This window comes from Spirosoma oryzae, from assembly GCF_003002825.1.
Lineage (GTDB): Bacteria > Bacteroidota > Bacteroidia > Cytophagales > Spirosomataceae > Spirosoma > Spirosoma oryzae.
In genome coordinates, this window is the sequence record NZ_PVTE01000002.1 from 1 (window position 1) to 24,002 (window position 24,002).

General features: G+C 51.8%; 17 protein-coding genes. 5 read left to right on the forward strand and 12 right to left on the reverse strand.

Annotated features, from left to right (window positions below; translation table 11 throughout):
• Positions 1–118: 118 nt before the first annotated feature.
• On the reverse strand, positions 119–718 hold the full coding sequence (locus CLV58_RS02095) for a hypothetical protein (RefSeq protein WP_106136128.1): 600 nt from the start codon (positions 716–718) through the stop codon (positions 119–121).
• Positions 719–879: 161 nt separating this feature from the next.
• Here CLV58_RS02095 and prfA point away from each other — a divergent pair, with 161 nt between their 5' ends.
• Positions 880–1,953, forward strand: a complete 1,074-nt coding sequence (gene prfA, locus CLV58_RS02100) for a peptide chain release factor 1 (RefSeq protein ID WP_106136129.1) — start codon at positions 880–882, stop codon at positions 1,951–1,953.
• Between the two features lie 40 nt (positions 1,954–1,993).
• On the opposite strand, the gene CLV58_RS02105 is transcribed toward prfA, so the two are convergent.
• The gene (locus CLV58_RS02105) at positions 1,994–3,544 is read right to left on the reverse strand and encodes a leucine-rich repeat domain-containing protein (protein ID WP_170108628.1); all 1,551 of its coding nucleotides are present in this window, start codon (positions 3,542–3,544) and stop codon (positions 1,994–1,996) included.
• 383 nt (positions 3,545–3,927) lie between these two features.
• Here CLV58_RS02105 and CLV58_RS02110 point away from each other — a divergent pair, with 383 nt between their 5' ends.
• Complete coding sequence (locus CLV58_RS02110) at positions 3,928–4,464, forward strand: hypothetical protein (protein ID WP_245882178.1); 537 nt, start codon at positions 3,928–3,930, stop codon at positions 4,462–4,464.
• 104 nt (positions 4,465–4,568) lie between these two features.
• Here the strand turns inward: CLV58_RS02110 and rpsJ are convergent, their stop codons facing one another.
• A complete protein-coding gene (gene rpsJ, locus CLV58_RS02115) occupies positions 4,569–4,874 on the reverse strand; it encodes a 30S ribosomal protein S10 (protein ID WP_077922220.1) in 306 nt (101 codons plus the stop codon).
• Between the two features lie 112 nt (positions 4,875–4,986).
• The gene (fusA, locus tag CLV58_RS02120; protein ID WP_106136132.1) at positions 4,987–7,098 is read right to left on the reverse strand and encodes an elongation factor G; all 2,112 of its coding nucleotides are present in this window, start codon (positions 7,096–7,098) and stop codon (positions 4,987–4,989) included.
• Between the two features lie 209 nt (positions 7,099–7,307).
• Between fusA and CLV58_RS02125 the strand changes: the two genes are divergently transcribed.
• Positions 7,308–9,080 carry an ABC transporter ATP-binding protein gene (locus CLV58_RS02125; protein WP_106136133.1) on the forward strand — a complete coding sequence of 591 codons (1,773 nt, stop codon included), beginning with the start codon at positions 7,308–7,310 and terminating at the stop codon, positions 9,078–9,080.
• 5 nt (positions 9,081–9,085) lie between these two features.
• On the opposite strand, the gene CLV58_RS02130 is transcribed toward CLV58_RS02125, so the two are convergent.
• From CLV58_RS02130 to CLV58_RS02140, 3 genes are read right to left on the reverse strand one after another with little or no spacing between them, the layout of a single operon-like run.
• Entirely contained in the window at positions 9,086–9,445 is a 360-nt protein-coding gene (locus CLV58_RS02130; protein ID WP_146141343.1) for a DUF5615 family PIN-like protein, read from the reverse strand.
• A 5-nt stretch (positions 9,446–9,450) separates the two neighbouring features.
• A complete protein-coding gene (locus CLV58_RS02135) occupies positions 9,451–9,696 on the reverse strand; it encodes a DUF433 domain-containing protein (protein WP_106136135.1) in 246 nt (81 codons plus the stop codon).
• Between the two features lie 37 nt (positions 9,697–9,733).
• The gene (locus CLV58_RS02140) at positions 9,734–10,444 is read right to left on the reverse strand and encodes a LexA family transcriptional regulator (protein WP_245882179.1); all 711 of its coding nucleotides are present in this window, start codon (positions 10,442–10,444) and stop codon (positions 9,734–9,736) included.
• Positions 10,445–10,570: 126 nt separating this feature from the next.
• On the opposite strand from CLV58_RS02140, the gene CLV58_RS02145 reads away from it, so the two are divergent.
• Positions 10,571–11,836: a DNA polymerase Y family protein gene (locus tag CLV58_RS02145; protein ID WP_106136137.1), complete on the forward strand. Its 1,266-nt coding sequence runs from the start codon at positions 10,571–10,573 to the stop codon at positions 11,834–11,836.
• On the opposite strand, the gene CLV58_RS02150 is transcribed toward CLV58_RS02145, so the two are convergent.
• Positions 11,831–12,652, reverse strand: a complete 822-nt coding sequence (locus tag CLV58_RS02150) for an Fpg/Nei family DNA glycosylase (protein ID WP_106136138.1) — start codon at positions 12,650–12,652, stop codon at positions 11,831–11,833. The two genes, CLV58_RS02145 and CLV58_RS02150, sit on opposite strands and share 6 nt — an antisense overlap.
• A gap of 331 nt (positions 12,653–12,983) precedes the next feature.
• On the opposite strand from CLV58_RS02150, the gene CLV58_RS02155 reads away from it, so the two are divergent.
• Entirely contained in the window at positions 12,984–13,922 is a 939-nt protein-coding gene (locus CLV58_RS02155; protein ID WP_106136139.1) for a hypothetical protein, read from the forward strand.
• A gap of 66 nt (positions 13,923–13,988) precedes the next feature.
• On the opposite strand, the gene CLV58_RS02160 is transcribed toward CLV58_RS02155, so the two are convergent.
• The 4 genes from CLV58_RS02160 to rpoB form a co-directional block, all read right to left on the reverse strand.
• Positions 13,989–14,432 (reverse strand): hypothetical protein, encoded by a 444-nt coding sequence (locus CLV58_RS02160; RefSeq protein WP_106136140.1) that lies wholly within the window; start codon positions 14,430–14,432, stop codon positions 13,989–13,991.
• Between the two features lie 4 nt (positions 14,433–14,436).
• A complete protein-coding gene (locus CLV58_RS02165; protein WP_106136141.1) occupies positions 14,437–15,303 on the reverse strand; it encodes a transglutaminase domain-containing protein in 867 nt (288 codons plus the stop codon).
• A 183-nt stretch (positions 15,304–15,486) separates the two neighbouring features.
• Positions 15,487–19,857, reverse strand: coding sequence for a DNA-directed RNA polymerase subunit beta' (gene rpoC, locus CLV58_RS02170; protein ID WP_106136142.1), 4,371 nt, complete (start codon positions 19,855–19,857; stop codon positions 15,487–15,489).
• A 127-nt stretch (positions 19,858–19,984) separates the two neighbouring features.
• The gene (rpoB, locus tag CLV58_RS02175) at positions 19,985–23,854 is read right to left on the reverse strand and encodes a DNA-directed RNA polymerase subunit beta (protein WP_106136143.1); all 3,870 of its coding nucleotides are present in this window, start codon (positions 23,852–23,854) and stop codon (positions 19,985–19,987) included.
• Positions 23,855–24,002: the final 148 nt, after the last annotated feature.

Here is a 24,002-nt window from a genome sequence, read left to right on the forward strand (position 1 = left end):
CGTAGCCGAAAGCCTGCATGGTGAGCAATATTGTGATGTGAGATACCACAAAATTGCTCAACTCGTCAGGCTTTCCCTATTTTCGGATAGACTCTAAGCAGTCGTTTATCGTATCGGCTTAGTTAGCCGGCTTTTTCTTGACCGAGGCATTCATCCGCAACACGACATCGCGTTTATTGATTGCCAGCCGCCATACGGCCAACGGCGTTTTTTCGGTACCAAAACAAATCTGGCAGATCACGTTCTCAGTCGGAACAGCCGCGTTATAGATGTACGTCGTATCGTTGATTTTCTGAATATTGGCAATCTGCGACTGCTTCTGTTCAGCGTTATAAAGGTAAGCATCCAGCACTTCCCGCTCCTTCGCATCCAGCGTCTTATTCTGTACGTCGGCCGGGCCAAGCAGTTGAATCGTCACACCATATTTCTTACTGATCGCGTCGAGCCGGGGCAGGTTTTGTAACTGGCATAGTTGCGCCTTCCGGCCTGCGTCAGCCGCTTTTGTCAAGCTGTCGGTCAGTTCTTTCTCGACAACCGCCGTCACTTTACCGCCCAGTTCGTCGACCGTCTCCACCAGATCGGCGTTGGTGACCCGTTTGATTTTCATATCGGCCATCTGCTGCTTCAGCTCAGGCGTATACTTCACACGGTCGGGTGTGCAGCGGGTTATCACAACAGCAAGCAAAAGCGCACTAGTCAGGGATGTCAGGCGATTCATGACAGCGAAAGATGATATGGTGTTTCCGGTAACAACACACACCTGCCGGGCTTGGTTGCAAATGAGCCGGTCATCGTAACTGCCCTATTTTTCGTACTTTTGTTTATTCGTTTGTTATCTATCATCTGCCACAGAAACCGGCGGATTTTTCATCATACATCATGCTCGATCAGTTAGAAGCAATTCGCGAACGCTTCGACGAAGTTGCCCAGCAAATCGTTCAGCCGGAGGTTGTCTCCGACCAGAAACGCTTTATGAAGCTGAGCAAGGAATACAAAGACCTCGAAAAAATCGTCAACCAGTATCAGGCCTATAAGCAGTTGCTGGAAGAGATTGACAACGCCAAACAGATTATCGCGACGGAGAAAGACGAGGATTTCCGCGAACTGGCAAAAGCCGAACTCGATGAGCTAATCCCCCGCCGGGAACCGATGGAAGAGGTGCTCAAAGAGATGCTGATTCCGAAAGACCCGAACGACAGCAAAAACGTGATTCTCGAAATCAGGGGTGGTACCGGGGGCGACGAAGCAGCCATTTTCGCGGGCGATCTGTTCCGCATGTACCAGCGTTTCTGCGAGAAAATGGGCTGGCGCATGTCGCTGGTCGATTATACTGAAGGCACGTCGGGTGGTTACAAAGAGATCATAACCGAGGTAGAAGGTGAAGACGTCTACGGTAAGCTCAAGTTTGAGTCGGGCGTACACCGCGTGCAGCGTGTGCCGGCTACCGAAACTCAGGGACGAATCCATACCTCTGCCGCCAGCGTGGCCGTACTACCCGAAGCAGAAGAAGTGGACGTCGAACTGAACATGAACGACATTCGCAAGGATACCTTCTGTTCGTCGGGTGCGGGTGGACAGTCGGTCAACACGACCTATTCCGCCGTTCGCCTGACGCACCTGCCGACAGGTCTCGTCGTGCAATGTCAGGACGAGCGGTCGCAGCTTAAAAACTTCGACAAGGCGTTAACAGTATTGCGGTCACGGCTGTACGAAATCGAGTTGCAGAAGCACAACGATGCGATTGCCTCGCAACGCAAGACGATGGTCGGCAGTGGCGACCGTTCCGACAAAATCAGGACGTATAACTATCCGCAAAGCCGCGTCACCGATCACCGCATTGGCATGACCGTTTACAACCTGCCGGCCGTTATGGACGGCGGTATCAGCGAGTTTATCGAGCAGCTCCGCATTACCGAGAACGCCGAACGATTGAAAGAAGGGGCTACCGCCTAACGAAAAAGCCGGACACTGTTGTCCGGCTTTTTCGTTATAGTTAGTTTCCTAGTTTGGTTATCCCCCCGGCTTCGTAAATCAGTTTAGCCAGTCCGTCATAGTCGATTCGTCGGGCCTGCGATGCGCTACCCGCTTTGACAGTAACGGCATGTCGAAGCGTAACGATGTCGGTCAGCGCAGGCACCCGCCCACACGACCATGTCGCCGGGTCCTGCCAGCTACCGTTGGTAACCGTTACCAAGCCGTTGTAGCCGCTGTCGCAGAACTCATTCCAGGCGGGTAGACCAACGTTATTGCTGATGTCCACAGTTTTTCCACAGAGCGCCGTGAATGACGACGGAATGCAGCCGGTCAGCTTATTATTCTGAAGTTGCAGGTAGTGCAGGGTCGGTACGCTACCGAGGGAGGCCGGTATGCTACCCATTAGTTGATTATCGTTCAGCGTTAGTTCGGTTAGTTTGGCGAATGAACCAAACACGTCAGGTACCGAACCTACCAGTCGATTCTGTCCGAAATACAAATATTCAGCCTGCGTCAGTGCACTCAGGCTTGTTGGTATAGTGCCACTCAACTGGTTGTTGTCAACGCCTAGTCTTTTGATCTGTGTTAGATTCCCTAACTGCTCCGGGATCGCACCCGCCAACTGATTACCCGAGAGATACAGCGTCTGAAGCTGCGTCAGCTTGCCCAACTCAGCCGGAATTGAGCCTGTTAGCTGATTATCTGACAGGTAAAGCGTCGTCAAAGCTGTCAGATTACCCAAACTGGCAGGTACGGTACCCGTAAATTGATTCGTGCCTAACACCAGTCTTTCGAGTTTTGTCAGGTTACCTACGCTCGCAGGAATGTTTCCGCCAAGGCCGGCATTCGCGCCACAGTTGAAGACTTTCAGCTGCGACAGGTTGGCGATTGTCTCAGGTATCGTTCCGACAAAATTAGCGTAGCTGATATCGACCGACTGGAGCGCGGTCAGGCTGGTTAGTTTATCTAAAACGAATCCGCTGCAATGCGTATACGCCAGGTTTATATCCTGAAGATTGCTCAGATTTCCAATTGAAGCCGGAATCGAACCCCGTAAATCCGGCTGGTAGGACAGGTTGAGCGTAGTCAGCGCACTAAGCTTACCGATCGTTTGCGGTACGGTTCCATTCAAGTTATTGCCGGGAAAGTCAGAAGCGAAGCTAATGTTCGTCACCCGTCCGTTGGCGCAGCGTATGCCAAACCAGCCGCTGCACGGATCGCAGTTACCAAGCCAACCACTTTTGTTTGTCCAATTGGCCCCACCTGTCGAATTGTATAGATCAACGAGCGGCAGGTAATCGGGGTGCAGTGTACTCCCAACCACTACGCTCGCGCTTCCCTTACAACCTGCTCCATTGTCGACTGCTACGCTATAACTCCCGTCGACCGATACGCTGATAACACCCGTTGTGTTCATTGCAACAAAGCCGTCGGGGCCCGTAAACTGATAGGCTGAGCCAGCCACACAATTACTTACAGCGACCAGTGTTGCCTGTTTCTGCTCACAGGATAGCGAATTACTGGCAGTGAGTGTAATCAGCGCTGGCTGTGCATTGGCAGCAGTTATCAATATAAGATAGATCCCAGCGATACACGCGTACAAACGATACGTAGCTTTTCGACCCATATGGTGAAGACACAATAAACAGTAGAAATTAGCAAATCAGAAACGTTGACGATCAATACATTAGACCGGCAACGTAAACTACCTGATGCATACGAGCGGGTAACCGTTTTGGTTTTTATCGTATCCTAATGAAAGACTAAACTTATACTATTGATTTGTACATTCACCAAACTAATTCGCTAGCCATGCTCCCCGGTCTTCCGGTTTATATTTCCGTATTGTTTATACTGATCGCAATCAGTACAGTCTGGCTTTTCTACAGGGCCACTAATTACAACCGCACGACTTTAGTCGTCTTGCAGGGTTGGCTTGCTTCACAGGCGGTTATGGCTCTCGCTGGCTTTTATGAGCGTACCGATACGACTCCACCCCGCCTAGCTTTTCTGATTGGCCCGCCACTGCTCGTTATCGTTGCTCTGTTTGTCAGCAAAAAAGGGCAACACTTTATCGACACGCTCCGACTTGAGCAGTTAACCTTGCTGCACTCCGTACGAATCGTTGTCGAGATCGTACTCTACCTGTTGTTTGTTCACAAAGCCGTTCCAGCGTCTATGACGTTTGACGGCAGTAATTTCGATATACTAGCAGGGCTGACGGCACCGCTCGTGTACTACCTGGCATTCGTGCGCAAAAAAATCACCCGACGGATGCTGCTTCTCTGGAACATGGCCTGTCTGGGTCTACTGATAAACATCGTTCTGACCGCCATATTGGCGGCACCGACACCCTTTCAGCAAACCGCCTTCGACCAGCCAAACATCGCCATTTCCTACTTTCCGTTTGTGTGGCTTCCTTCCGTCGTCGTACCGATTGTGCTGCTTTCGCATTTGGTGGCAATTCAGCGGTTACGAACACCATGGTAGTTGACTGCCCGAAGAATCGCCAGAGCTAACCAATACCAATGAAAAAGCCGCTGACTGATGCGTACATCAAGTCAGCGGCTTTACTTGCCTGAGGCAATACGAACTTAAACTTTGATTTCAACGTCGACACCGCTGGGCAGCTCGAGTTTCATCAGGGCATCAACGGTTTTTGCGCTGCTGCTGTAGATGTCAACCAGTCGCTTGTAGGTGCAAAGCTGGAATTGCTCACGCGCTTTTTTGTTGACGTGGGGCGACCGCAGAACGGTGTAAATCTCCTTGTCTGTTGGCAGGGGGATGGGGCCGCTAACGATAGCACCCGTCGACTTAACCGCTTTCACGATTTTCTCAGCCGACTTGTCGACCAGCATGTGATCGAACGACTTCAGTTTAATCCGAATTTTTTGGCTCATTGTGTTGTGGTTCGTTATGTGTTAAAGTGAGCACCGCCGAAAGAACCATTTACTCCGACGGCACAAAAAATGGGCAACCGGTCAGTGCTGACCGGTTGCCCAATGCCTTGTATTACTTGCTACCTTTTTCTTTAGCGACAACTGCATCCGAAATGTTCTGGGGAACAACTTCGTAGTGCGAGAAGGTCAGGTTAGCCGTAGCACGACCCGACGACATCGTACGCAGGTCGGTTACGTAACCAAACAGTTCTGACAGGGGAACGTCAGCTTTGATTACCTGCGAACCAGCTTTCGAATCCATACCTTTCATCACACCCCGGCGACGGTTCAAGTCACCCGTGATCGGACCGGTATATTCTTCCGGCGTCAGTACTTCAACAGCCATGATTGGTTCGAGCAGTTTCGGACCAGCCTGACGAGCTGCTTCGCGGAAACCCAGACGAGCTGCCATTTCAAACGACAGTGAGTCGGAGTCAACGTCGTGGTACGAACCGTGGAACAAACGCACTTTCATGCTTTCCAGCGGGAAGCCAGCCAACGGACCGTTTTTCAGCGACTCATCAAAACCTTTCTGAACAGCCGGAATGAATTCACGAGGAATAACACCACCAACGATACCGTTTACGAAGTCCAGACCTGGCTGAATAACGCCTTGCTCGTCCTGATCGCGGGGTCCAAGCTCAAACACGATGTCGGCGAATTTACCGCGACCACCCGTTTGCTTCTTGTATACCTCACGGTGTTCGATGTTCTTGGTCAGTTTCTCCTTGTACGCTACCTGGGGAGCACCCTGGTTTACTTCTACCTTGAACTCACGACGCATCCGGTCGATGATGATCTCAAGGTGAAGCTCACCCATACCCCGGATGATGGTCTGACCCGTTTCTTCATTCGACTCGACTTTCAGCGTTGGATCTTCTTCGATCAGTTTACCGATAGCCTTCGAGAAGTTATCCTGGTCGGCCGTTTTCTTCGGCTCGATCGCATAACCAATAACAGGCTCTGGGAAAATCATCGATTCCAGGATAATCGGATTCTTTTCATCCGACAGCGTATCGCCGGTCTTGATGTCTTTGAAACCAACAACGGCACCGATATCACCAGCTTCCAGCCGTTCGATCTGGTTCTGCTTGTTGGCGTGCATCTGGAAGATACGCGAGATACGCTCTTTGTTGCCCGACCGGTTGTTCAGGACGTATGAACCCGACTCCAGCACACCCGAGTACGAGCGGATGAAGCACAGGCGGCCAACGTAAGGATCAGTAGCGATTTTGAACGCCAGCGCCGAGAACGGATCGCTTGCGCTCGGTTTACGCGAGATTTCCTCGCCCGTGTCCGGGTTGGTACCTTTGATGTTCTCCTTGTCGAGGGGCGAGGGCAACAGGGCCATCACGTAATCGAGCATAGTTTGAACACCTTTGTTTTTGAACGACGAACCGCAAAGCATCGGAACGATCTTCATGCTGATCGTTGCCTTACGAAGCGCTTCCAGAATTTCGTCTTCCGAGATCGACTCAGGATCTTCGAAGTATTTCTCCATCAGCGTGTCGTCGAATTCGGCAACCGCTTCCAGTAATTTTTCACGCCATTCGGTAGCCTCATCCAGCATATCGTCGGGGATGGGGACAACTTCGAAGGTCATGCCTTTATCCGACTCATTCCAGATCAGACCCCGGAAGTTCACCAGATCGACAACACCTTTGAACCCGTCTTCTTCGCCAATTGGCAGCTGAAGGGGGACAGCGTACGAACCGAGCATTTCCTTCACCTGCTTGCACACGTTCAGGAAGTCGGCACCCGAACGGTCCATTTTGTTTACGAAGCCCAGACGAGCAACGTTGTAGTTGTTGGCCAGACGCCAGTTGGTTTCCGACTGGGGCTCAACACCGTCAACGGCGCTGAACAGGAACACCAGACCATCAAGAACGCGCAGCGAGCGGTTTACTTCAACGGTGAAGTCAACGTGACCCGGTGTGTCGATGATGTTGATGTGATACTTCTGGTCCCGATAGGTCCAGTCGACGGTAGTAGCGGCCGAGGTAATCGTGATACCGCGCTCCTGCTCCTGCTCCATCCAGTCCATGGTAGCAGCACCATCGTGTACTTCACCAATTTTGTGGCTTACGCCGGCATAGTACAGAATGCGTTCGGTCGTCGTCGTTTTACCCGCGTCGATGTGGGCAGCGATACCGATGTTTCTCGTGAACTTTAAATCGCGAGCCATTAGCTTGTATACAGAAAGTTATGGTTTTCTACTCTTGCCGAAATGCAAAGCGAGCAATAAACACCCTTCTGCAAATCAGGTCGCAAAATTACTGAAAGTCAATCACAATAGCAACGTTACAGCCGAGAATATCGTTGCACTATGGCTTACTTTTGGCTATAGTTAGTGAGCGTCTCCCCACTGCCACTAACAGGCCCCTCCTTGGAATCATGCAAAATCCGTATATCGCGCTGCTTCGCACAGCCTGGACCTACGCCCGGCACGAAAAGCGCCGGTACGTACTCGTCTATTTTATGTTTGTACTGGCCAATGTCGCCAGTTCACTTAATCCATTATTATTCGGCTGGTTCGTTGGCCGACTTCAGCAAAACCATGCCGACATACTACAAACGTTATGGCTGTATGCAGGCGGCTACGTGGGACTCATGCTAATCGAATGGGCTTTTCACGGCCCTGCCCGGATTATGGAGCGTCGACTGGCGTTCAACGTAAGCCGCAATTTTCTGGATGAATTGTTCCATCATACACTGCACCTGCCGGTCGGCTGGCACAAAGACCACCACAGCGGGGCTACAATCAACCGCATTCGTAAGGCCTACGACGCGCTCAAGACCTTTTTTCAGGACGGCTTTGTGTATCTCCACGCCTTTCTGAAGCTTATTTTTTCGTTTGCCGCCATCCTGTATTTCTCGCCTTACTTCGGCCTGATCGGCTTGGGACTGGGTGCGTTTACGATCTGGGTAATTCTGCGCTTCGATCGACCGTTCATGCGGGCGCTGGACGAGACCAACGAGGGCGAACACGTGGTATCGTCGACGCTGTTCGATAGCTTATCGAATATTCTTACGGTTATCACCCTGCGACTGGAGGAGCGCATGCAGCACAGTCTGGCCGGGAAAGTGGCCGCTGTATTGCCGCCGTTTATGCGACAGGTCCGGATCAACGAGTGGAAATGGTTTGTGGCGTACCTACTCGTTACGCTGATTTATATCGTATTGGCGGCTGGTTACGTCTACGAGCATTATACGCCCGGTACTGTATTTCTAGTGGGTGGACTCGTGACGTTACTGGGTTACGTTAACCAGTTTACCAGTGTTTTTCACGATGTCGCTTACCAGTATACCGAGGTTGTTCGCCACAACGCCGACGTGCAGACAGCACGCAGCATCGGTGAAGCCTACGCCCGCTACGAACGCCCGGTCCATGAAACATTACCCGACCGCTGGCAATCGATCACGATCGACGACCTCAGCTTTTCCCACACGGTTGCCCGTCGCAGCGCCACGCTTGACAAACTGTCGATCACGTTACGTCGGGGTCAGCGCGTTGCGTTCATTGGATCAAGTGGTTCGGGCAAGAGCACGTTACTGACGCTGTTGCGCGGTTTGTACCAGCCCGAGCCCGGCCTAACCGTTCGGATCGATGACAAATTGACCTCGTCACTGAATGCTGTTGCGAACACGGTCACGCTGTTTCCGCAGGAACCAGAAATTTTCGAGAACACGATCACGTATAACATCACGCTGGGCCTGCCGTTCGATGCCGAGACAATCGATGCAGTTTGTCGGGCCGCCCGGTTCGATACGGTTGTTCAGCAACTCCCGCATGGGTTGGCTACCAATATCCAGGAAAAAGGGGTAAATCTGTCGGGCGGGCAGCGGCAACGGCTGGCGCTGGCACGGGGTATTCTGGCAGCCCGCACCAGTACGATTGTGCTGCTGGACGAACCAACCAGCAGCGTCGATCCGAAGACAGAGCTAGCTGTTTATCGGGAGTTGTTTCGTGAGTTTGCGGATAAGGCTGTCGTTTCCACCCTTCACCGGCTTCATCTGCTGCCGCTCTTCGATTACGTATACATCATGGATGACGGGCGCATTGTCGATGCGGGTACGTTTTCACACTTGCGTCAGCATAGCCCTGTCTTCCGCGATCTCTGGGCTCATCAGCAGGACGCCCTCCGTCCAACGGATCAAGCCGTATAGCTGCACTACGTATTCGGAATTACCCGTTGCCGTATCATTTCTTTCTCAACAACGGTGATGTATCCAATAAATACCAGGTTAGACGCCAGCAGATCGAGTAGGATATAGGCAGGGGTCTCGGGAAGATAGTCATCGATCCGAAAATAAACGATGCCAATCGGACGATACCCGTCTTTAAAGACCAACGTTCCATGGTCTCCGTCAAACGTGATAACGATTCGTTGTTGATCGATAGCCATTTGCATGACAGCAGTGTCAGACAAACCCCACTGCTCTATTGCGACATGCCTTATATCCAGACCAGCGTCGACCAGTCTGGTAAATGCGGGCATTGGGAAGTGTTCGTCAGCTAGCCAGCGCAGCATAGTGCTCATGACGCCTGACGCAGCGTAGTCGGGATTTGAAAGACATCTTCCCGAATGTTTTCGAGCAGAAAAGTATATACTGCCGGCAAGGCATTCTTGGGTAAATGGGGATAACTCTCAAGAATCATCTGTTCGGTCCAGCCGTTTGCTAACCGTTCCAAAATCAGTTCGACAGAAATCCGGGTGCCCTTGATGACGGGCTTACCCGCCAGAACAGCTGAATCTGTATGTATGTATTCCTGCCAGTTCATCAATCTACAGATAACGATACGAATGTAACGCAAAGAATTACTCGACGGGGGCTTCTACGATGGTGACGATTTTCCAGAGACCACGAATATCCTGGAGGGCTACCGTTACGTTGCCGCCGTTGGGGTTGTCGGAATGCAGTGTCAGGTAGTTGCGCGTCAGGAGTTCGTTGTCGCGGATACGTTTGACAACAAAATAATCCCGGTACATGACCGCAAACACACCACCCGACTGGTATTCCCAATCACTTTCGCTGACAGGTACAGCCAATACTTTGGCTCCGTGCGCTAGCTGGGGGCTCATACTGTTCCCGGAAATCTCGATCACGACGGCGTTCTTGTGCCCTTTCGTTACAGTTTTCCGCACACGAAATGGCTCTACTTCCGTCATGTTGTTGCCGTCGGCGAAGCTCTCGACAAAACTGGCGTAAAAGCGAACCGGAACAAACGGCACTTCTACCGTGTCGTCATCGGCAGCACTGATTCGGGCGTTCGAATCGGCCGAATTAAGCACGGGCAGAATACCCCGAATCAGGTAATCGGCGCTGATTTGGGGATAGCAGGTCAGCAAACTCATCATGGTATCGTATGATGGCTTGGCACGCCCGTTCAGAATGTTGTAGAATTTGGACGGGTTCTCGCCTAACTCCTTAGCGATCTGATAAATAGTAATCCCCAAAGCATCAAAAACCTGCTTCAGTCGCTCTTGTATGGCTACGGGCTTGCTCATATCGTCCAAACATTTTTTCATGCTATATAGTATAGTTCAATGTATAATATAATACAACTATATTATATTGCTCACAAAACGTTGGTCAAATCTACAATAATTCCGTACAGAATACGCGCATACTGTGTGCTTTTCATCTGTCTGTTTATGAACCGGAACCGTCTGCACGCCAATACGGCCCCTACTGTGCTGTTTATCGATATGAACAGTTTTTTCGCGTCCTGCGAGCAGCAGGTAAATTTTTGGCTACGCGGCCGGCCGGTGGGTGTATGCGTCTATACGGGCCGGCAAGGGTGCGTAATTTCACCGTCGATCGAAGCCAAACAACGGGGCGTCAAAACCGGGATGCGGCTGGATGAAGCCATGGTACTTTGCCCTGACCTTATACCGGTCGAGACACACCCGGCGCGGTACCGCGAATTTCACGTTAAAATCATCGCCTTGCTGCGAACGTTCTGCGACGATGTGCTGCCGAAAAGCATTGACGAAGCGATTGTCGACCTGACTAATTATCAGCTTGCCTATCCTGATCCCCGCCACGTTGCGCAGGCGATCAAACGAGCTATCCGGGAGCGGGTAGGCGATTATCTGCGCTGCTCAATCGGTATCGCACCGAATGCGTTTCTGGCAAAACTGGCTTCCGACGTACAAAAACCCGACGGGCTTACCTTGATCGCACCCGACACGCTCGACGGCATTTTACAAACGCTCCGGCTTACCGATCTACCGGGCATCGGCCACCGAATGGCCGAGCGGCTGCAACGGCACAACATCAATACGCCTATCGATCTGCGTTATTCCTCACCCGAACACCTGAAAGCCGTTTGTCAAAGTGTAATTGGCTGGCGCTGGCACATCCGGCTGAATTTCGGCGGTGAAGTCGATCTGGAGCCCAGTGAAGCATACAAAAGTATGTCGGCTATGCGTACGATCTCAGCAGAGCAGCGGGGTACACCGGATAAGCTGGCCGAACTGCTCAGAGCACTTTGCCTGACTTTAGAACGGCGTATGGTGCAGCACGCCGTCTTCTGCCAGGAACTGTCGTTCTCCTGCCGTTACCAGTCAGGCCAGACATACCAGTGCGAAATCAAACTACAACCACCTAAACAGGATGGGCCCGAACTGTACGAACTGATTCAGCAACGCATCGTAGCGTTTCAGAAACGGCATCCTCGTCAGGCAGTGCTGAACGGGCAGCTTCGATCCATGACCGTGGCCGTTTTCCGGTTTGTGCTTGCCGAACAGGTTCCGCTCGACTTATTCGCCGATACAAGTCGTAAGGACAAACTTCGTCAGACGCTGTACGATTTAAAGGCCCGTTACGGCTCCGAGAAGCTGATGCGAGCCAGTGAACTCACCGACGACCCCGTGTACCGCGACGTCATAGGCTTTGGGAACATCAACGATCTATAAAGGCAACCGCTGCTCGTTCGGGCAGAAAAACGTGGTACGTCCGCCTACGGTTATCCGTTCGATCCGAGTCTGGCAACGTGGGCAGAACTTGTGTGCGTCGACATCATCGTACGGGGAGTCGTCCCACTCACGCACGTGAATCAGGAAATCAGCAGGGAAATTCCGATAAGCGGCCTCATGCTGAATAGCCGTTTCCAGCACATACCGGATCGAGCGGTGAAGCTGCTCCAACTGCGCATCGGTAAGTGTGTTCGCCCGTTGCTCGGGATGAATAAATGCCTGAAACAGTACCTCATCGACAATCCAGTTGCCAATACCGGCCACGACCTGTTGATCGAGTAAAACCGGTTTGATGGGTGACTTCCTGGTCCGAACCCGCTGCGTCAGTTCGTCCAGTGAAATAGCCAGTGCATCGGAGCCGATCTTCTTCGCTTTCAGAAACGCATCGATATCCTTCACCAGACCAACCCGCTCGAATTTTCGCGGACACAGGAATCCCAGATTGAAGCCGCTTGTAAATTCAAAAACGATTCGGGCGAACCGAGGCCGGTCAAGTGACGCGTGGTAGTATTCAAGATCGCCTGTCATGCCGAAGTGCATGCGAACGATTATGTCAGGATCGTCGGTATAGACAAACAGATTTTTGCCCACCCGATAGGTACCCGTAAACTGCCGACCATCGAGCGCCTGCTGAAGCTGTGCATAGTCGGTTGTCAGCAGCTTCTTATCTTCCACGTCAATGTGTTGAATGGGCTGATTGAGCGCGGACGACTCCAGATACTGACGTCTTATCTCTACTTCGGGTAATTCGGGCATGACTTTTTTTATCCGCCCTAACCGCTTGTCTACGATGGTTGTTTTGCGGAGCGTAAGGTCGTAGAAACAGCCTCCACAACCCGCCCAACCGTTTAATAAACATTCAGTTAGACACTAAACAGATTGTCTGTCAATTGATTGGCTATGAACTTTGCTTGATTTTCTCTAGTTATGGTAGACAATATTGCCAAAGCGCATAGCGTTACGGTACTGCCTGTGACTGGCATTTTGCCTTCACGCAGCTCTTTCAACTAACCCAGCCAGCTGTCTGACGGAACACCTTCTACACGTAGTTCGAGTGCATGTTAAACCGTTAAACTGAAAAATCAGTATGGAAAACAACAATCCCCAACGCTCCAAAACAAATGGTGCTCTCTTAGCCGCCCTCATTATCATGACGGGTCTGGCAGGCGTATCCAGCTATCTGTATTTCGATCAGAAAAAGGAATCGGAAAGCCAGGAAGTCACCATTTCGGAGCGTGTCGAAGAGTTGTCGACTACCCGCACCAAGTTAGATTCTATCTCGACGGCACTGGATGCCAAAATCGCCGAAGTTCAGAAACTAGGTGGTGACGTTACAGAATTAGAGAAAGTAAAAGCGCAACTGGAACAGGACAAGGCGTCGCTCCGTCGTGGTAACCGTGTTTCGATTGCGAAATACGAAGCGAAAATCAAGCAGTACGAAGCATTCCTGGTCGAGAAAGATACTCTGATTGCCAATCTGCAACGCGAAAACGTAACATTGGCGTCGAACGTCAAAGTGCTTGACGAGGAAAATACGGGCTTGAAAACACAGCGCCAGGTACTCCGGGACTCGGTTACAACATACGCCAGCCAAAATCAGGAACTCAGCACCAAAGTGACGCGGGCTTCGGCATTGCGGGCACAAAACGTAAAAGTATTTGCGGTGAACGCCCGGGGCAAAGTGAAGGAAGATGATTCGTACAAGGCGAAGAAGCTTGACAAGATCAAACTGACCTACACGCTACTCGACAATCCGCTGACTCGCGAAGAACCGAAAGAAGTCTACGTTCGGGTGCTTGACCCAAATGGTGCCGTTGTGTCGGACATGGCTAACGGATCGGGTACGTTCACCGTCGATGGCAATGAAACCATCTACACGACGAAGCAAACAGTTAGCTATACAAACAACAACCAAAACGTTGAACTGCTGTATTCGCGCGGTATTCCTTACAAGCCTGGTAAGTACACGGTTGAACTGTACTCGGAAGGTTTCCGCATCGGAGCCGGCGAATTCGCCATTCGCTAAGTCGACATAGTACACAACAGAAAAGCACCGGGCCAACGTCCGGTGCTTTTCTGCTGTAGGGTAATACTAATCGCGATAACCGGTGAACGATAGACTGCTATCCTGCCCGCTTTGGTTAGTCAACTGCAGCACGTTTGCCTGCGTTTCCATTCCATTACTGGTGAAAATACGATCCCATTGCCAGCTGCCGATAGTCTTTCCCGCCTGCTTAAGCGTAACAACGTCCCCGTTGCGCTGTAACAAGACGTGCGAAAGTTGCTGCGCTGTCTTCGTCGGGTGGAATTGCGTGTAGACCAGTGTAACCGTGCTATCTGTTTCTGGTTTGACAAGTAACTGTGGCAATTGCCCTGTAGTCAGCTCCACGAAAAGCGGGTTGACAAAGGCGTTCGTTTTGTAGGTGCCGGCTACCGATCGCGCCAGACTCTGGGGTTCGATATCGTTGGTTTGCTGACAACCGGTCAGCCAACTTGTCAGCAGCAGGGCCGTGACGGATAGTAGCGGAGTTTTCATGGTCTTATGCAGCGGTAGTTGTTTGGTTGGTAGACCCCGCTTCGGCCGGAACCGTTGCCGGCTCAACAGCTTTTTTTTCAGCCTCAGCTTCATCGACCGCGTCGACCCACACACGCATTGTATTCAGATCCATATTCCCGAACTGCGTGGTAAAGGCTACATCGGCAGCATCACGCCCGTACGCAACGGTGATACGATTACCCCGGGGTTTATCCTGTGTGGCGTCGAACGTATACCAGCGCCCACCGACGTAGGCTTCAAACCAGGCATGCATGTCCATCGGATCAAGCTTGTACAGGTAGCCAACGACCATACGCGCCGGAATATTCAACGACCGGCATAATGAAATGCCCAGGTGGGTATAATCCCGACACACGCCAACCCGACTCTGTGCCGTATCGACGGCCGACGTGCTGGCGTTACTTGTCCCATACTGGTATTTTATGTTGGTATGAATCCAGCTGCGGATCGCTTCGACCTGGTCATAGCCCGGTAACGCACCGTTGGTAATGTCAGCAGCTAAATTACCCTGCATGTCCGACTGACAGTAACGGCTCGGCAAGGTATAGTGCAGTAGCTCGTCGGGCAACTCCTCGATGGGCGTGTACGGCGCTCCGGGCGCGACGTCGATGTCATCGGCGGTCTGTACAGTTGCCGAGAAATTAATCGAAAAAGGGCCTTCGGGCGCAATGACGCGCTGACACAGGTTACCGTACATATCGGTAAATTCGGTCACCGTTACGGCGGGGGTAATATCGTACTCCTCTTTCATGATCCATTGGCCATCACCTGAGCGGGGCCGCAGCATCAGGATCAACGGGGTTGTCTCTTTGGCATCGAATTGTAGTTCACAGCCAGCGTTCAGTTGCATAAGATTATGTGTTGTCTGTCAACGTTCAAGCCCGAAGAATCCCCTTTTGTTTAGCATATACAGGAAAATCATTCACGACCTAAGCACAGCACTATAAGGGTATTTATTGACAAGATTATTTAAAAAACGGCAAAGCCACCTCAGTTTCCCGAAGTGGCTTTGCCGTTTTTAGTATATCTCTGGCTAGGCCAGTGCTTTACGCTTGCTCTTGGTGAATTGCTCTTTCGATTCGGTGATCGTTTCGAGTTCTTCTTTCGAACCTACGATTGCGTTTAGGTAGCGACGGATACCCGTACCGGCCGGAATCAGGTGACCGACGATAACGTTCTCTTTGAGACCGTCGAGCATGTCACGCTTACCACGGATCGACGCTTCGCTCAGTACTTTCGTCGTTTCCTGGAACGAAGCAGCCGAGATGAAGCTATCTGTACCGAGCGATGACTGGGTGATACCCATCAGCGTCGGTTGCGATACAGCAGCCATAGCATCACGAACTTGTACGAGCGCCATGTCACGCCGTTTCAGGCTTGAGTTTTCATCACGCAGCTGACGGCTCGTAACGATCTGCCCAGGCTTCACGTTTGGAGAATCGCCCGCGTCGACAACCACTTTCGCATCGAGAACTTTGTCATTCTCTTCGCGGAAAGCCCATTTGTCGACAACCTGACCTTCGAGGAAGTTGGTATCACCCGAGTCGATGATCTCAACTTTCTGCATCATCTGCCGAACAATGGCTTCAATGTGCTTATCGTTGATTTTCACCCCTTGCAAGCGGTATACTTCCTGAATCTCGTTCACCAGGTACTCCTGAACGGCTGTCGGACCTTTGATGGCCAGAATGTCGCTCGGCGTAATGGCACCATCAGACAGCGGAGCGCCAGCCCGGACGAAGTCATTATCCTGTACAAGGATAAACTTCGACAGCGGTACCAGGTACTTCTTCTTCGTACCGTCTTTCGACTCGATGAAGATTTCGCGGTTACCACGCTTGATCGTACCGTATGTAACGACACCGTCGATTTCACTGACAACCGCCGGGTTCGACGGGTTACGTGCTTCGAACAGTTCCGTTACCCGTGGCAGACCACCGGTAATGTCGCGGGTTTTACCAACGTTACGCGGAATCTTCGCCAACGGCTGACCCGCTTTGATTTTCTGACCTGCTTTCACGACCAGACGCGAACCAACCGGCAGGTTGTAGCTTTTCTGTAGCAACCCTGACGAATCAGCATCGGGCAGGTGCAGCGACAGCGTTGTCGTGCCTTGTACTACGATGGCTGGGTTTTTCGCTTTGTCGCGGGTTTCGATGATAACCATCTCCTGGAAGCCCGTCTGTTCGTCAAACTCTTCCCGGTAGGTAATACCATCTTCAATCGCGTCGAAGTTCAGCGAACCCGTCAGTTCAGACAGAATAACGGCGTTGTAAGGGTCCCACGCACAAATGTCGTCGCCTTTCTTCACCAGTTGACCGTCTTTCACCCGCAGGAAAGCACCGTATGGTACGTTGTTGCTGATAAGAACGATGTTACGGTCTTGTGGATCAACGATCCGGACTTCACCCGAACGACCCATAACAACCGTCTGTGCGTTACCTTCAGCATCTTCCGATTCTACGGTCCGCATTTCTTCGAACTCAACCAGACCGTCAAACTTCGCTTTGATCGATGCGTCGACCGCGATGTTCGACGCCGTACCACCCACGTGGAAGGTACGGAGAGTCAGCTGCGTACCCGGCTCACCGATTGACTGCGATGCGATAACGCCCACAGCTTCCCCGATGTCGACCATACGACCCGACGCCAGGTTACGACCATAACACTTCGCGCACACGCCCTGACGAGCTTCGCAGGTCAGTACCGACCGGATTTCAACCGTTTCGATGCTGGTTTCGTCGATCGCTGCGGCAATTTCTTCCGTGATCAATTCACCAGAACCGACAATTTTCAGCGGCTTACCGTCGGCATCTTTTACCAGCGGATCGAATACGTCGTGTACCGTTGTACGGCCCAGAATCCGCTCCGACAGAGGTTCAACGATGTCTTCGTTATCTTTCAGCGCCGACACCTGTAGACCACGCAGCGTACCACAGTCGTCTTCGACAATGATAACATCCTGGGCTACATCGTGCAGACGACGGGTCAGGTAACCGGCATCGGCGGTTTTCAACGCCGTATCGGCCAGACCTTTCCGCGCACCGTGCGTCGAGATAAAGTACTCCAGTACGTCGAGACCTTCTTTGAAGTTCGACAGAATCGGGTTTTCGATGATCTCACCAACCGATCCCTGCAGGTTTTTCTGCGGCTTGGCCATCAGCCCCCGCATACCACCCAGCTGACGAATCTGCTCACGCGAACCACGGGCTCCCGAGTGCATCATCATGTAGATCGAGTTGAAACCACCCTGATCGGCTTCGAGCTGCTTCATCAGCGTTTCGGTCAGGCGCGAGTTTACCCGCGTCCAGATATCGATAACCTGGTTGTAGCGTTCGTTTTCCGTAATCAGACCCATTAGGTAGTTATCCCATACGCCCTGCACTTCCGCTTTCGCTTCATCAACGAGCGGCTGCTTGGCTTCTGGAATCATCACGTCGCTCAGACCGATCGACAGACCACCTTTGAAGGCCATCTGGAAACCAAGTTCTTTGATTTCGTCGAGGAACTGAGCCGTACGGGCACCACCCGAAATTTTAAAGATCAGCGCAATGATCTGCTGGAGTTTTTTCTTTGTCAGCAGTTCATTGATATAACCAACCTCTTCTGGTACAGCCTGGTTGAACAGCAGCCGACCCGCAACGGTATCGATTACTTTCTCAACGATCTGCCCGCTCTCATCCCGGACTTTCACCCGGCACTTGATATTGGCGTGTTTCGAGATTTTACCTTCGTTGATACCGATGATTACCTCTTCGGCACCGTAGAACGTCATGCCTTCGCCCGGAATCGGGTATTCAGGCGTTGACTTACGACCCTTCGTTACGTAGTACAGACCAAGCACCATGTCTTGCGACGGTACGGTGATCGGCGCGCCGTTGGCCGGGTTCAGAATATTGTGCGATGCCAGCATCAGCAGCGACGCTTCCAGCACAGCTTCCTGTCCCAGTGGTACGTGCACAGCCATCTGGTCACCGTCAAAGTCAGCGTTGAAGGCGGTACAGACGAGTGGGTGCAGCTGAATGGCTTTTCCTTCGATCAGCTTCGGCTGGAATGCCTGAATACCGAGACGGTGCAGCGTCGGAGCCCGGTTCAGCAGAACAGGATGTCCTTTCAGCACATTTTCCAGAATGTCCCAGATAACGGGGTCTTTCCGGTCAACGATTTTCTTCGCCGACTTTACCGTCTTCACGATACCCCGCTCGATGAGCTTACGGATAACGAACGGCTTGAACAGCTCGGCCGCCATGTCTTTCGGCAGACCACACTCGTGTAGTTTCAGTTCAGGACCAACGACGATAACCGAACGACCCGAATAGTCGACACGCTTACCAAGCAGGTTCTGACGGAAACGGCCCTGCTTACCCTTCAGCATGTCAGACAGTGACTTCAGGGCGCGGTTACCTTCCGAACGAACGGCGTTTACCTTACGCGAGTTATCGAACAGCGAGTCGACAGCTTCCTGCAACATCCGCTTCTCGTTCCGCAGAATTACCTCCGGCGCTTTGATCTCGATCAGGCGTTTCAGACGGTTGTTCCGAATGATAACCCGGCGATACAGATCGTTCAAGTCAGACGTGGCAAACCGGCCACCGTCGAGCGGGACGAGTGGGCGCAACTCGGGGGGAATAACGGGTACCATTTTGATTACCATCCACTCGGGACGGTTTTCAATCCGGCCGTTTGCCTCCCGGAATGCTTCAACGACTTTCAGCCGCTTCAGCGCTTCCGCTTTCCGCTGCTGTGACGTATCCGTAGCAGCAGCGTGGCGCAACGAGTACGACAGTTCGTCGAGCGCTACGCGTGACAGCAGCATTTCCAGCGCTTCCGCACCCATCTTGGCGATGAACTTGTTCGGGTCCTTATCCTCCAGATGCTGGTTTGTGCTGGGCAGCTTGTCGATGATGTCGAGGTATTCGTCTTCGGTCAGGAAGTCGAGCTGGTTGATACCATCTTCGGCTTTCACACCCGGCTGAACGACAACGTACCGTTCGTAATAGATAACCTGATCGAGTTTCTTCGTCGACAGCCCCAGCAGGTATCCGATTTTATTAGGCAGCGAACGGAAATACCAGATATGCGCAACAGGCACCACCAGTTCGATGTGGCCCATACGCTCCCGGCGAACTTTTTTCTCGGTCACCTCTACACCGCAACGGTCGCAGATAATGCCTTTGTAACGAATCCGTTTGTACTTACCGCAATGACACTCCCAGTCTTTCACCGGTCCGAAAATGCGCTCGCAGAACAAGCCGCCCATTTCGGGTTTGTACGTCCGGTAATTGATGGTCTCCGGCTGTGTCACTTCGCCGTAGGAACTCTCCAAAATAGACTCCGGCGACGCCAGGCTGATCGTCACGCTCTGGAAGTCGCTATTGAGTTTCTTGTTCTTTTTGAACGACATTGGTTGGAGATTATAGGTTTTAAACGAAAGGTATTCGGCTTACAGCTTTCGGTTTACGGTAAGTCAACACAGGAAACTCCTCCTCATTGACTAACCGTAAACCGAAAACTATAAACCGTAAACCCCTTTACTCTAACGTAATTTCAAGGGCCAGACCGCGCAACTCGTGAACGAGTACATTGAATGACTCCGGAATATTCGGCTTCGGCAGGTTTTCCCCTTTCACGATAGCCTCGTATGCTTTAGCACGACCGACAACGTCATCCGACTTCACGGTCAGGATTTCCTGCAGGATGTTCGACGCACCGAATGCTTCGAGCGCCCACACCTCCATCTCACCGAAGCGCTGACCACCGAACTGGGCTTTACCACCCAGCGGCTGCTGCGTGATGAGCGAGTAGGGGCCGATCGAACGGGCGTGCATCTTGTCGTCAACCAGGTGACCCAGTTTCAGCATGTAGATGATACCAACCGTTACTTTCTGGTCGAAACGCTCACCCGTCAGACCGTTGTACAGGTACGTACGGCCAAACGATGGCAGACCAGCGGCATCCAGTTCGTCGACAACCTGCTGTTCGGTAGCACCGTCGAAAATCGGCGTCGCGTATTTACGGTCAAGTTTTTGACCGGCCCACGCTAATACCGTTTCGTAGATCTGACCGAGGTTCATCCGGCTTGGTACGCCAAGTGGGTTCAGCACGATGTCAACCTTGGTTCCGTCAGCCAAGAACGGCATGTCTTCGTCACGAACGATCCGGGCAACAACCCCTTTGTTACCGTGACGACCAGCCATTTTGTCACCTACTTTCAGCTTACGCTTCTTGGCGATGTACACTTTAGCCAGCTTCACGATACCCGCAGGCAGCTCGTCACCAACTTCAAGTGAGAAACGCTCCCGCTTGAACCGACCTGTGATTTCGCTCCGACGGTTGTTGTAGTTCTTCACCAGCGACACAACCATCTCGTTCGTTTTCTCGTCGTCGGTCCAGTCACTCAAATTCAGATCCGACAACAGGTTCGCTTCTTCGGGAACAGCGTAGCTGCTTTCATCACGGTAGTTGTTCTTGTCAGGGAACAGGTTGTCCGTGATGTTCTTCCGGTTGAACTTCACGCCTTTGCTGACGATTTCGTCACCAAATTTGTGCTTCACGCCAGCACTGGTTTTACCTTCCAGCAGCGCAACCGCTTTGTCGATCATCCGGGCGCGGAAGTCATTCAGCTCACGGCCGTATTTCTTCATCAGCACCTTCACCTCTTCTTTGTGCTTACCCCGGTCTTCTTTTGCCGGACGCGCAAACAGTTTGGTGTCGATAACAACGCCTTTCAAGGAGGGTGGTGCTTTCTTCGACGCATCTTTCACGTCGCCAGCTTTGTCACCGAAGATCGCCCGCAGCAGTTTTTCTTCCGGTGTCGGATCGCTTTCTCCTTTCGGCGTAATCTTACCGATCAGGATGTCGCCTTCCTTAACCTCCGTACCGATACGTACGATACCATTCTCATCGAGGTTACGAACGGTTTCTTCCGATACGTTCGGGATCTCCGAGGTTAATTCCTCTTCACCACGCTTCGTATCCCGAACTTCCAGTTCAAACTCTTCAATGTGAATCGACGTGAAGATATCTTCGCGAACAACCCGCTCCGAGATTACAATAGCATCCTCGAAGTTGTACCCCTGCCAGGGCATGAACGCGACTTTCATGTTCCGACCAAGCGCCAGTTCACCCGCCTGCGTAGCGTAGCCTTCGCAAAGCACATCGCCTTTCTTCACCTTCTGTCCCTTGAAGACAGTTGGTTTGATGTTGATGCAGGTATCCTGGTTCGTCCGACGGAACTTGATCAGGTTATACGTTTTAACGTCTTCGTCGAAGGTAACCGCCAGCTGATCGTTGTCCAGGTTGTAGCGAACCACAATCTTAGTCGAGTCAACGAAGTCGATCACCCCATCCGATTCAGCGATCACCAGCGTCCGTGAGTCAACGGCAACCCGACCTTCCAGACCCGTACCGACAATCGGTGCTTCGGGGCGGAGCAGCGGTACGGCCTGACGTTGCATGTTCGAGCCCATCAGTGCCCGGTTAGCATCGTCGTGCTCAAGGAACGGAATCATCGACGCAGCAACCGATACAATCTGGTTTGGCGCAATGTCCATAAACGTTACGTTCGCGGGCTCGGCCATAGGGAAGTCACCTTCGAAGCGAGCCTTCAGCCGATCGACATGGAAGTTACCTTTCTTATCGACACCCGCGTTTGCCTGCGCGATGTAGTGCGTATCTTCTTCTTCGGCCGTCAGATACATCACCGGCTTATCCATCGAGACCTTACCGTTTTCGATAACCCGGTACGGCGTCTCGATGAATCCCATGCTGTTGATCTTCGCGTAAACGCAAAGCGACGAGATCAGACCAATGTTCGGTCCTTCCGGCGTTTCAATCGTACACAGACGACCGTAGTGCGTGTAGTGTACGTCACGAACCTCAAAACCTGCCCGCTCACGCGACAGACCACCAGGTCCCAGTGCCGACATACGACGCTTGTGCGTCACCTCGGCCAGCGGGTTGGTTTGGTCCATGAACTGCGACAGCTGATTGGTACCGAAGAACGAGTTGATTACCGACGACAGCGTACGGGCGTTAATCAGGTCGACGGGCTTGAAATCCTCGTTGTCCCGAACGTTCATCCGCTCTTTGATCGTCCGTGCCATACGAGCCAGACCTACGCCAAACTGCGCGTACAGCTGCTCACCGACAGTACGAACACGCCGGTTGCTCAGGTGGTCAATATCATCGACAACCGCCTTCGAGTTGATCAGACCGATCAGGTACTTCACGATCGACACGATGTCTTCCGTGGTCAGTACTTTCATGTCTGAAGAAATCTCCAGATTCAGTTTCTTGTTGATCCGATAGCGACCTACATCACCAAGATCGTAGCGCTTGTCAGAGAAGAAAAGGCTCTGAATGATTTCACGAGCCGCCTGCTCATCAGGCGCATCTGCATTACGCAACTGCCGATAGATTTGCTCTACAGCCTCTTTTTCCGAGTTAGAGCTATCTTTTTGCAGCGTATTGTAGATGATGTTGTAATCGGCCATGTTCATGTCTTCCTTGTGCAGGATGACCGACTTTTGGCCTGAATTCAAAATCGTATCAATATCGTCAACCGAGATGGCCGAGTCACGCTCCATGAGCACCTCGTTTCGGCTGATCGATACAACTTCACCTGTATCTTCATCAACGAAGTCTTCCGTCCAGGTACGAAGCACCCGGGCAGCTAACCGCCGACCAATTGCTTTTTTCAGGTTAGCCTGCGTAGCGGGAACTTCCTCCGACAGACCAAACAGATCCAGAATATCTTTATCCGAACCGAATCCAATAGCACGCAGCAGCGTCGTTACCGGGAATTTCTTCTTCCGGTCAATGTACGCATACATGACGTTGTTAACGTCCGTCGAAAACTCGATCCACGAGCCTTTAAACGGAATAATACGGGCCGAATACAGCTTCGTACCGTTTGTGTGCTTACTCATCGAGAAGAACACGCCCGGCGACCGGTGTAGCTGTGAAACAATCACACGTTCGGCACCGTTAATGACGAAAGAGCCCTTTTCGGTCATATATGGGATGTTCCCCAAGAATACTTCCTGCTCGATCGTTTCGAAATCTTCATTGTCGGGGTCGTTGTTAGACAACCGCAACTTTGCTTTAAGCGGAACTGAGTAAGTCAGTCCCCGGTCAATTGACTCATCCACCGAGTATTTTGGCGGATCGACCGAATAGTCAATAAATTCCAGCTTGAAGTTCTCGCGTGAATCGGAAATTGGGAAGTTCTCCTGAAACACCTTGAACAGGCCTTCTTCCGAACGTTGGTTCGAAGGCGTGTCGAGCTGAAAAAAATCTTTGAAGGATTTAACCTGAATATCCAAAAAATCAGGATATTCAATCACTGGCTGAATCGTCGCAAAATTTTTGCGCGTACTGATTTTCGCGTTTGTAGCCAAGATTGTACTTCGTTTAGTTGCGTAACCGATTCTATATGAGTGTGTTGCGAAGCGTTGCGACAGCACTCTGACTGAGCGGCTAATCAGACCCCGGTCGTTACCCGACCTAAGGGGTGTGAGTAGACAACGTATGGCAATAAAAATAAGT